The 11,748-nt window shown below is 35.7% G+C and carries 8 protein-coding genes; 2 read left to right on the top strand and 6 right to left on the bottom strand.

Translation table 11 applies throughout. The features are described from left to right. Positions 1-27 precede the first annotated feature (27 nt). Entirely contained in the window at positions 28-249 is a 222-nt protein-coding gene (locus tag CGC58_RS08505; RefSeq protein WP_095896335.1) for a hypothetical protein, read from the bottom strand. 362 nt (positions 250-611) lie between these two features. Then, complete coding sequence (gene purB, locus CGC58_RS08500; protein ID WP_095896334.1) at positions 612-1,949, bottom strand: adenylosuccinate lyase; 1,338 nt, start codon at positions 1,947-1,949, stop codon at positions 612-614. 135 nt (positions 1,950-2,084) lie between these two features. Here purB and pbpC point away from each other — a divergent pair, with 135 nt between their 5' ends. Further along, entirely contained in the window at positions 2,085-4,463 is a 2,379-nt protein-coding gene (pbpC, locus tag CGC58_RS08495; RefSeq protein ID WP_373310242.1) for a penicillin-binding protein 1C, read from the top strand. Between the two features lie 75 nt (positions 4,464-4,538). Here pbpC and infB read toward each other — a convergent pair whose 3' ends face one another. The 3 genes from infB to rimP all read right to left on the bottom strand — a co-directional run bounded on the left by infB (position 4,539) and on the right by rimP (position 9,215). Further along, positions 4,539-7,385, bottom strand: coding sequence for a translation initiation factor IF-2 (infB, locus tag CGC58_RS08490; RefSeq protein ID WP_095896333.1), 2,847 nt, complete (start codon positions 7,383-7,385; stop codon positions 4,539-4,541). Between the two features lie 114 nt (positions 7,386-7,499). Further along, a complete protein-coding gene (nusA, locus tag CGC58_RS08485) occupies positions 7,500-8,735 on the bottom strand; it encodes a transcription termination factor NusA (RefSeq protein WP_095896332.1) in 1,236 nt (411 codons plus the stop codon). A gap of 12 nt (positions 8,736-8,747) precedes the next feature. After that, positions 8,748-9,215: a ribosome assembly cofactor RimP gene (rimP, locus tag CGC58_RS08480; protein WP_095896331.1), complete on the bottom strand. Its 468-nt coding sequence runs from the start codon at positions 9,213-9,215 to the stop codon at positions 8,748-8,750. Positions 9,216-9,492: 277 nt separating this feature from the next. On the opposite strand from rimP, the gene CGC58_RS08475 reads away from it, so the two are divergent. Next, a complete protein-coding gene (locus tag CGC58_RS08475; protein ID WP_095896330.1) occupies positions 9,493-10,314 on the top strand; it encodes a universal stress protein in 822 nt (273 codons plus the stop codon). 80 nt (positions 10,315-10,394) lie between these two features. Here the strand turns inward: CGC58_RS08475 and dusB are convergent, their stop codons facing one another. Beyond that, positions 10,395-11,369 (bottom strand): tRNA dihydrouridine synthase DusB, encoded by a 975-nt coding sequence (gene dusB / locus CGC58_RS08470; protein ID WP_095896329.1) that lies wholly within the window; start codon positions 11,367-11,369, stop codon positions 10,395-10,397. Between the last annotated feature and the right edge of the window lie 379 nt (positions 11,370-11,748).

The raw sequence follows: 11,748 nt of genomic DNA, 5'->3' as shown, positions 1-11,748 counted from the left end.
ATTTTTATAGAGCTGTAGTTTTTAGATTTAATCAGCCTTAATTCGACCTTCTTCCTTTTGATTATTCTGCCAACAATCAGCCTGAATTTCATTTAATCTTCTTGTATACTCATCGTGAGACATCTGCTCATCAGCATTCTCTCCTTCAAGCACTTTAATTGCGTAATAAAAGCACGCTTCACTTGGGGTAGATGCATTCAAGCCTACCATCCCTAAAAGGAAAACTACAATAAAAACAACTTTTTTCATATGTTTAATTTTTATTGTTAATAATACCGCAAATGTAGTAACTTATTTTAAAAAAATAAAATATTAACTATATTTAACACTTTAAAAATACAAAAATATTATTTTATCGTATTAAAATTTTATGATTTCTTCCGTAAACAATAAAATATTTATAAAATAAAAATGCAAAAGAGTTATTTTTTTAACAATTCTTTTGCGTTTCTATTTTTTTTACTTTCGGATATCCCCAAAAAGGTCTATTGTAGTATTTTGGAGCTTGCACAGTATCGGTAAATACACCAATCGCTCCTTATTTTTATGGGATTCTATCGGATATTTTTTCTAACAACAAGATTTTTAATCCTCTTTTTTCAAATTCTTGCCTAAAAAACTCCCGTGTAATTTTCAGGGGTAATAGACTTAAGTTCTTGCTTAATTGCCTCAGAAACTTCTAAGGTTTCAATAAATGAAGCTATGGTTTGCTGGTTAATCTTTTCGTTGGTTCTGGTTAATCCTTTCAAAGCTTCATAAGGGTTGGGATAGCCTTCTCTGCGAAGAATTGTTTGTACAGCCTCAGCTACCACCGCCCAATTTTGCTCCAAATCCCATCGAATTTTTTCTTCATTGAGTAATAATTTCCCCATTCCTTTCAGTGTGGACTTCAATCCTATTAACGTATGCCCAAACGGAACACCTACATTTCGCAAAACTGTGCTATCAGTCAAGTCACGTTGTAGTCGGGAAATTGGTAATTTTGCGGATAAATGTTCAAAAACAGCATTGGCAATCCCTAAATTCCCTTCCGAATTTTCAAAGTCAATAGGATTTACCTTGTGTGGCATTGCCGATGACCCCACTTCACCCGCTTTAATCTTCTGTTTGAAATAATCCATTGAAATATACGTCCAAACATCACGATTGAAATCTATCAATATGGTATTGATACGTTTTAGAGCGTCAAAAAGTGAAGCCAAATTATCATAATGTTCAATTTGTGTGGTTGGGAAGGAATGATGCAATCCCAATGTTTTTTCAACAAAATCTGTACCGAAAGCTTTCCAGTTTACGGACGGATATGCCACATTATGAGCGTTATAATTCCCTGTTGCACCTCCAAATTTTGCTGAAAAAGGTATGTTTTTCAACTGTTTTAACTGCTCTTCTATCCGAACGGCAAAAACCTCAATTTCCTTCCCTAAACGAGTGGGCGAAGCTGGTTGTCCGTGAGTGCGTGCCAGCAAAGGAATATCTTTCCACTGGGAAGAAAATAATTTTAAATTATCTATAATATTTTGTAATTCAGTATAATACACTTCATTCATTGCTTCCTTAATAGAAAGCGGAATTGCTGTATTATTAATATCTTGCGATGTCAGTCCAAAGTGTATAAATTCCTTGTAATCAGACACATTTAATCTGTCAAAAGCATTTTTTATAAAATATTCAACTGCTTTTACATCGTGATTGGTTGTTTTTTCGATTTCCTTAACTTCCAAAGCTGAATCCGAATCGAAATTTTGGTATAATTCGCGAAGTTTCGGAAAAATATCTGTTGGAAAATTGCTTAATTGTGGCAAAGGCAATTCACAAAGAGCGATAAAATACTCTACTTCTACCAAAATTCGGTATTTTATCAATGCTTCTTCTGAGAAAAATGGTACTAATTCTTTCGTTTTGTCGGCATAACGACCATCAATAGGAGAAATTGCTTGTAATGACATCTTTTTCTGTATTTTTGGTAAGGGACAAAGATAGGAAATTTTGTGAATTACAAATTATGATTTATAGATTATTTCGCTACCTTTGTGAAAGCAACTCGGAAAAAATTCTATTTTTAAAATTTACTCTTTTTTACATTGAAAAATATTTTCTACCATATAAAAGGTTTTCTCCTCCAAATAATTGGAAAAGTCAAACGTCATCCTATCAAATCTTTGATATTTACATCTTTATTGATTTGGTATTATTTTTCGCTTCCTAAAACCTTGTTCCCAGCTAATTATGCCACTGTTTTGGAGAGTTCGGAAGGAAATCTTTTAGGAGCGAAAATTGCTGAAGACGGACAATGGCGATTTCCGGAAACGGACAGTATTCCTTACCGATTCAAAGTTTCCTTGCTTCATTTTGAAGATGAATATTTTGATTATCATTGGGGAATAAACCCTCTTTCTGTTGGGAAAGCTCTTCTTGAAAACCTGAAAAAAGGCAAGGTTGTTCGCGGAGGAAGCACACTCACTCAGCAGGTTATTCGCCTTTCCAGAGAAAATCAAAAACGTACGTATTTTGAAAAACTTACCGAAATGATTTTGGCAACTCGTTTGGAATTTCGGCATTCAAAAAATGAAATTTTATCTCTTTATGCTTCTCACGCTCCTTTCGGTGGAAATGTTGTGGGACTTGATATGGCTTCTTGGCGATATTTTGGAGTTGCTCCTCATCAATTATCGTGGGGACAAAGTGCAACATTGGCAGTACTTCCGAATGCTCCAAGCTTGATTTTCCCAGGAAAAAATCAAACAATTTTGAAAGAAAAACGAGATAGGCTTCTGAAAAAACTATACGAAAAAAAAGTTTTTGACAAAGAAACTTATGAGCTTGCTCTACTGGAGCCTCTACCGCAAAAACCGCATAAATTACCGCAAATAGCACCACACTTTTTGGATTTTGTTACGAAAAAACAACAAGGACAGCGTGTTCACTCAACTTTGAGATTATCCGTTCAAGAGAAAGTAAATCAGATTGTTGAGAATTATTACAAGCATTATTCGCAATCCGAAGTGTATAATATGGCTGCACTTGTGGTTGATGTGAAAACTCGGAATGTAATATCCTATGTGGGAAATACACCTACAGATGAAAATCATCAGAAAGATGTAGATATTATTCACGCACCAAGAAGCACAGGAAGCATCTTAAAACCAATACTTTATGCAGCAATGCTTCATCAAGGAGATTTATTACCTCAAGAACTGATTCCTGATATTCCTACTCAAATTTCAGGATATTCTCCTCAAAATTTTAACAATACTTTCGAAGGAGCCGTCCCCGCTGATATGGCTTTGGCAAAATCACTGAATATTCCTTTCGTTTGGCTATTACAAAAATTTGGAATATACCGATTTTATGATATTCTTCAAAAATTGAAACTTTCGGATATAAAAAAACACCCTGACCATTACGGATTGTCAATTATTTTGGGAGGGGCAGAAAGTAATTTGTGGGATTTAACGCGTGCCTACACTAATTTAGCTTCAGAATTGAATGTTTTTACCCAAAAACAAATGTACAGAACCAATGAATTTCAAGAATTAAAATATAATTTGGCAGGAAATGAGACCAATTTTGGAGATTTGACGTTTGACTCTACCGTTTTCAGAGCGGGAGCTATTTGGAAAATGTTTGAAGCTATGAAAGAAGTAAATCGCCCCACTGAAGATGTTGCGTGGAAGTATTATGAATCTTCCCGAAAAATTGCTTGGAAAACAGGAACAAGTTTCGGTAATAAAGATGCTTGGGCGATTGGCATCACTCCGGAATTTGTTGTTGCCGTGTGGGTAGGAAATGCTACAGGAGAAGGAAGACCCACGCTTACCGGAGCTTCTTATGCCGCTCCCGTAATGTTTGAAATTTTCAACGTTTTGCCTTCCACTTCTTGGTTTTCAAAGCCTTATGATGATTTGGAAGAACTTACAGTTTGTGAAATGTCAGGTTTTTTAGCAAAAGAAGAATGCCCAAAAAAATCTATCCTTACTGCAATTACAACCAATGACCATAACGTTTGTCCGTATCATAAAATTGTTCATCTTGACAAAAGCGAGCAATTTCAAGTAAACACATCTTGCGAATCCCCCAGCAATATGATTTCAAAATCGTGGTTTGTTCTTCCTCCGGTTATGGAGTGGTATTACAAAAACAATCATATCAATTATCAAAATCTTCCTCCTTTCCGAGAAGATTGCTTAGAATCAAGCAACTCAAAAAGGCTTGACTTTATCTATCCGAAACATAAAAGTGTTATTTACACAACTAAAAACTTTGGTGGAGAACTACAACCTTTCATTGCAAAGGCAGTATCTTCCGAAGAAGGAAATGTTTTTTGGTATTTAAACGAAACTTATTTAGGTTCAACAAATCTTTTCCACGAAATGAATGTTTACGCACCAAAAGGAGATAATATTTTACGAATTATCAATACCAAAGGGGAAGAAAAAGTGATTCAAATTATTGTTCAATAAATTGATTTTCAATTTAATTGAAAAAAGAAGAGGAGCAATATCAAAATTACTCCTCTTTTTATATCTGATTAATTCTTACAATTTCTTTTTAACTGCCACTTCTTGGAAGGCTTCAACTACATCGCCTTCTTTAATATCGTTGTAGTTTTTGATTTGCAATCCGCAATCGTAACCTTTTGAAACTTCCTTAACATCATCTTTGAAACGTTTAAGCGATGCTAACTCACCTGTATAAATTACGACGCCTTCGCGGATGATTCGTATTTTTGAATTTCGGAATATTTTTCCGTCGGTAACCATACAACCCGCAATTGTTCCAACTTTTGAAATTTTAAACAATTCACGAATTTCAACCGTTCCGGTAACTTCTTCTTTAAACACAGGAGAAAGCATCCCTTCCATAGCATCTTTCAAGTCATTGATAGCATCATAAATGATTGAATACGTGCGGATATCAATTTCTTCTTTATCAGCCAAAGCTCGGGCATTTGCCATCGGACGAACATTAAATCCGATAATAATCGCATCCGAAGCCGATGCCAACAACACATCCGATTCCGTAATCGCACCAACCCCTTTATGAATTATAGAAACTTGGATTTCTTCTGTTGATAATTTTTGGAAAGAATCCGTTAAAGCTTCTACCGAGCCATCTACGTCCCCTTTCAAGATGATATTCAACTGTTTGAAATCACCCAACGCGATACGTCGTCCAATTTCGTCCAAAGTAATGTGACGTTGCGTACGCACAGATTGTTCACGTTGTAATTGAGCTCGTTTGGCTACAATTTGTTTTGCTTCACGCTCATCTTCAAACACATAGAACTTATCCCCTGCTTGTGGAGCTCCGTCCAAACCTAAAATAGATATAGGTGTAGAAGGTCCTGCACTTTTCACTTTTTTACCACGCTCATCGTGCATTGCACGGATTTTTCCGGAATTCGTTCCTGCCAATACGTAATCGCCAACATTCAATGTTCCCGATTCAACTAACACTGTTGAAACGTATCCTCGTCCTCTATCAAGCGATGCTTCAACAACTGTTCCCACCGCACGTTTATTCGGATTGGCTTTCAACTCCAACAACTCAGCTTCTAAAAGGACTTTTTCTAAAAGTTCCTGAACTCCGATTCCTTGTTTTGCCGAAATATCTTGCGACTGGATTTTTCCTCCCCAATCTTCCACCAAAAGGTTCATTCCGGCTAAACGCTCTTTAATTTTCTCAGGATTTGCAGTTGGTTTATCTATCTTATTGATAGCAAATATGATAGGAACTCCTGCCGCTTGTGCGTGGCTGATAGCCTCTTTGGTTTGCGGCATCACATCATCATCGGCAGCTACCACAATAATAGCAATATCCGTAACCTTTGTACCACGTGCACGCATTGCAGTAAATGCCTCGTGTCCCGGTGTATCCAAGAAAGTTATTCTTTCTCCACTTTCCAACTTAACTCCGTAAGCTCCAATATGTTGCGTGATTCCCCCGCTTTCACCTGCAATCACATTTTCTTTTCGGATGTAATCCAATAGCGAGGTTTTTCCGTGGTCAACGTGTCCCATAACGGTAACAATTGGTGCTCTCGGAACCAAGTCTTCTTCTTTATCTTCTTCAATTTGAATAGATTCCTCAATATCTGCCGTGGCGAATTCTACTTCATAGCCGAACTCATCCGCTACGATTGTTAAAGTTTCGGCATCCAGACGCTGGTTCATCGTAACCATAATTCCCAACGACATACACGCACCAATTACCCTGTTAATTGGTACATCCATCATTGTAGCCAGCTCATTTACAGTAACAAACTCGGTTACTTTGAGGATTTTTTCCTCTTGTTCTAATTGTGCTAACTCACTTTCTGTTTTCTGACGGTGCAAATCACGTTTTTCTTTGCGGTACTTCGCTCCTTTTGATTTGGTAGCTTTTCCTTGCAATTTCTCCAACGTTTCACGAACTTGTTTTTGTACTTCTTCTTCGGTAGGTTCTACTCTTGTGAACGTTTTAGCTTTTTTGTCTTTATTTTTTCCGTCCTTTTTATTATTGTTAGCTGATGAAACGTTTGGCTCATCTTTTCGGATGCGTTTGCGTTTACGTTTTTCAGCGTTATCGTCTTCTTTCGGAGCTTCGGTATTAGGTTTATTATTCTCCTTTTCCTTCCCTCCTTTTTTCTTTTTCTTTTTCTTCTTTTCAAACTGACTTAAGTCGATTTTTTCTCCGACTAATTTTGGTCCGGTAAGTTTTTGATATTGAGTTTCAAGAACTTCAGGCTCTTCCGGTTCTTTCTCTTCTACTTTTTGTTTTGGAAGTTCTTTTACCTTTTTCTGAACATCTTGTTGGTTTTGAGGTTTTTGAATTTGAGGTTTATTTTTTTGAGGAATTTCTACTTTTTTCTTCTGCTGTTCTTTAGCTTTTTCCACAATTGGAGCTTTTTCTTCAACAGGCTCAGGTTTAGTTTCCTTAATTTCTTCAGAAATTTCAGTTTTGGATGGAGTTACAACCTCTTCTTTTTCAGGTTGTTGAACAGGCTCTTCTTTTTTAACCGGAGCTTCAATTGGCTTTTCTTCCTTTTTAGGTTCAAGGTCAATTTTGCCTACGGTTTTCACTCCTGCAACGGTTCCTTTTGCTCTAATTACTTCTTGTTCTTGTTGTTGCTTACGCTTCTTTTCATTTTCTTTTTCTTGTTCAATACGAATAGCTTCACGCTCTTTACGCTGATCTTCAACAATTTCCTTTGAAGCCTCACGTTTATTTTTATCCGCATTAAACTTGTCGGAAAGAAATTTCACAACTTCACCCGAAATCTTTACGTTAGGATTGGATTCAATTTCAATCCCCTTATCTTTCTTAAGATAGTCAACAGCCGTATCCAAAGAAATATTAAACTCCTTTAAAACCTTACTTAATCTTGTAGTTCCCTCGCTCATATATTTTTTATTTCGCTATAAGCAAATAACTTATAGCCTTGTAAACCTCAATTTTTTTGTTCTCACAAACGCTTAAAACCTTACCGAAAGCGAAAATCTCGGCAAAGATAATCATTAATCCTCAAACTCTTCCTCTAAAATCTTGATAACCTCACGAATTGTCTCTTCCTCAAGGTCTGTTCGTTTCATCAAGTCAGAAACTTCTAATTCCAAAATACTTTTTGCCGTATCCAAACCGGCTTTCTGGAATTCTTCGATAATCCAAGGTTCAATTTCATCATCAAACTCACTAAGCTCGATATCCTCATCATTGATTCCCTCACGATACACATCTATCTCATAACCAGTTAATTGACTTGCTAAACGGATATTGTATCCCGATTTTCCAATCGCTTTTGAAACTTCTTCTGTTTGAAGGAAAACCTCTGCACGTTTTTCTTCTTCATTAATTGTAACCGAACTTACTTTGGCAGGAGCCAACGCACGTGCAATTAATAGTGAAGCATTTGAAGTATAGTTAATTACGTCAATATTTTCGTTTCCTAATTCACGAACAATTCCGTGAATACGTGACCCACGTACTCCCACGCAAGCTCCCACAGCATCTATGCGGTCATCAAAAGAATCAACGGCAACCTTTGCTTTATCTCCCGGAATACGAACAACTTTATTTATGGTAATTAGCCCATCCATCACTTCAGGAATTTCCTGCTCAAACAAACGCTCCAAAAACACCGGTGACGTTCTTGACATTATGATAGAAGGTTTATTCCCCTTAAGTTCCACAGATTCAATAATTCCGCGAACGTGTTCACCTTTTTTGAAAAAGTCAGACGGAATTTGCTTTTCTTTCGGTAAAACGATTTCATTTCCCTCATCGTCCAACAATATTATTGCACGATGCCTAATGTGATGAACCTCAGCAGTGTATATTTGCCCTATTAAATCTTTGAATCTGCGATAGATAGTTGTACTATCGTATTCGTGTATTTTAGAAATCAAGTTCTGACGCAACGCCAAAATTGCTCTACGCCCCAAACTTGCGATTTTTATCTCTTCCGAAACATCTTCACCTACCTCAAAATCAGGCTCAATTTTTCGAGCTTCTGCTAATGCTATTTCCTGATTTTCATTTACAACAGCACCATCTTCAACAACCACACGGTTCCTAAATATCTGTAAATCTCCTTTATCAGGATTAATAATTATGTCGAAATTATCATCTGAACCATATTTCTTTTTCAAAGTATTACGAAATACTTCTTCCAGAATCGCCATTAAAGTCTCACGGTTAATTAATTTGTCATCTTTAAACTCTGAAAAAGACTCTATTAATTCAAGATTATCCATAATAATTTTTTATTAAAATTTAATGATTACTTTCGTTTCTTTTATATCATTTAAAGCAAATGAATGCTCTTTTTTTACGGTTACTTTGCCCTTTCCTACAGGTTTAGGCTCTCGTGTTTCTGTTTCCAGAATTATATTTCCTTCTCCCACACTTTTCAGCAGTCCTTCGTGTTTTTTTCCATCAAGAGTTTTAACCTCAACGTCTCTACCTACATTTTTTCGGTATTGTCTTTCCAAATGAAAAGGTTCTGTGGCTCCAAAAGAGGTTACTTCAATGGAAAAATCAACTTCTTCTCTGTCCAAATTATGTTCGATTGCACGGCTAACAGCAATACAATCGTCAATTCCTACACCTTGGTCTCCATCAATAACAACACGCACCGCATTATCATTCGATACAGATAAATCAATCAAAAACAGTGTTGGATTTTCATCTAAAACACTGATTGTCAAATCTTTAACTTTATCTTTAAAATTCATTTTTCTATAAAAAGAGGGGACTTTATGTCCCCTCAATACTTCATTTATCGGGGCAAAGATACAATTTTTTCAATAAATCAAGAAAAAAATCAAATTTATTTTGCAATATGATTTTTATTTTGTACCTTTACGGAAAGTTAATCGCTCCTAATCACTGATGCAAAAACTCAACTAAAAGTTAGTGGCTTTTTAATTATTCCGGTGTAATTTTAACACAAATAAAAGGAATAATAAGCTGTAAAATTAAATTAATTATTTAACTCTAAAAGTAATAATGATGAAAAAGATTCTCGTTACCACCGATTTTTCAGAAAAATCAATCGCTTCTTTAAAAGTTGCAATTGAGTTGGCAAAACGCCAAAAAGCTGAAGTATTTCTATTACACGCCCTTGAGCTACCTTTCCGTTTAGCTACACAAGACCAATCTTCTGTACCTGAGGCTATGTATTTTTTGAATCTGTCAAAGCAACGTTTTGATAGCATCAAAAAGGAAATGGGGGATGAAATTGAAATTAAAGACCTTATAGAAACAGCTCCTTTAGCGGATGCAGTGGAAGACGTTATTGAAAAGTATGGAATTGACCTTGTTTTTATGGGTTCAAACGGAGCTTCAGGAACTAAGGAACTTTTCATAGGGTCAAATGCTGAAAAAGTAATCCGCAGAGCGAGTGTTCCTGTTCTTGTAATTAAAAATCCTGAAGAAAAACTTGATATTAAGCACATTATGTTCGCTTGCGATTTCACAAAACGATTCTTGAAGCCATTTGAGAAAGCTGTGAAATTTGCGGAACTTTTCGATGCGAAGATTGATTTGGTTTTTGTCAATACACCTTATCAATTCCTAACAACTTCCGAAATCAGAGAACGTATGAATGAGTTTTTGGAAAGCCAAAATTCAGATGTCAAGGAATTTGAAACGCACGTTTACAATGATATCCGTATTGAAACAGGAATTTTAAATTATGTGGGCGAAAACAATATTGACTTGATTTGTATGTTCCCGAGCGGAAGAAAAGGAATTGCTCACTTCTTCAACGGAAGTATCAGTAGCGATTTGGTAAATCACGCAACAAAACCTGTGCTCACAATCAGAATGTAGTCATATTTTTACAAAATTAGTTATCTTGAACTTTGCCAAAAAAATCAACAAAAGATTAATTTTGGCAAAGTTTTTTATATCTAAAATTTACTTTTTATTTCTTCAAGCACTTCCAAAATTTGTTGTAACTCGTTCAATGTAACTAACTTTTGACGATATTCTTTAAAATTAGGAATTCCACGAAAGTAATTCGCATAATGCCGACGCATTTCCAAAACTCCCTGACGCTCACCTTTCCATTCGGCTGACCAAGTTAAGTGATTTTTCACGGCTTCCACCCTATCTGCAATTGTTGGTGAAGGTAATTTTTCTCCCGTATTGAAAAAGTGTTTGATTTCATTAAAAATCCAAGGATAACCGATTGCAGCCCTTCCAATCATAATTCCGTCAACGCCATATTTATTTCTGTATTCCAATGCTTTTTCGGGAGAATCAATATCTCCATTTCCGAAAATCGGAATTTTAATTCGCGGATTTTCTTTGATTCGAGCGATATGTGACCAATCGGAATGACCTTTGTAAAGTTGCGAACGTGTACGAGCGTGAATAGACAACGCTTGAATGCCAACATCTTGCAACCTTTCTGCTACTTCATCAATATTTATGGAATTTTCGTCCCAACCCAAACGTGTTTTTACTGTTACAGGAAGTTTTGTGCTGTTAACCACTGCTTTAGTAAGCCTAACCATCAAATCAATATCCTTCAAAACGCCTGCTCCGGCTCCCTTTGAAACTACTTTTTTGACAGGGCAACCAAAATTAATATCGAGCAAATCAGGGTTTACCGTTTCCACAATTCTGGCGGAAAGTGCCATTGCTTCTTCATCGCCTCCGAAGATTTGTATTCCCACGGGACGCTCATAATCAAATATATCCAACTTTTGTTTGCTTTTTATGGCATCGCGAATCAATCCTTCTGAAGAAATAAATTCACTAAAAAGCATATCCGCTCCGTGAATTTTGCATAATCTGCGAAAAGGCGGGTCGCTCACATCTTCCATCGGTGCGAGTAGTAGTGGGAATTCTCCTAAATCTATGTTTCCTATTTTAACCATCTTCTGGCTATTAATCTTAAACTTAAAAAGGTTGCAAAATTATGGTATTTCAATGAAAATCCAAAACATTAATTTAACTAATGAGCTTCCAACCAATTAGTTCCAACTCCTAAATCAACAACCAAAGGAACTGTTAGTTTGAAGGCATTTTCCATTTCATATTTGATGGCTTCCTTCACTACTTCCAATTCTGTTTTTGATACATCGAATACTAATTTAGAATAACACTAAAAAAAAACATAACTAATTGATATTAAACTATTTATCTTTTCTATAGTTTAAAAATTTGTTTATGAAAATCTGATAAACACAAAAGTTAAAATAAAAAAAATTTTTTTATTTTCGTTTTTATTATATATAAATTTGCTAAATAAAGTAA

Origin of the sequence: Capnocytophaga stomatis, assembly GCF_002302635.1 — a bacterium.
Taxonomy (GTDB): domain Bacteria; phylum Bacteroidota; class Bacteroidia; order Flavobacteriales; family Flavobacteriaceae; genus Capnocytophaga; species Capnocytophaga stomatis.
This window is presented reverse-complemented; position numbering and strand designations above follow the sequence as displayed.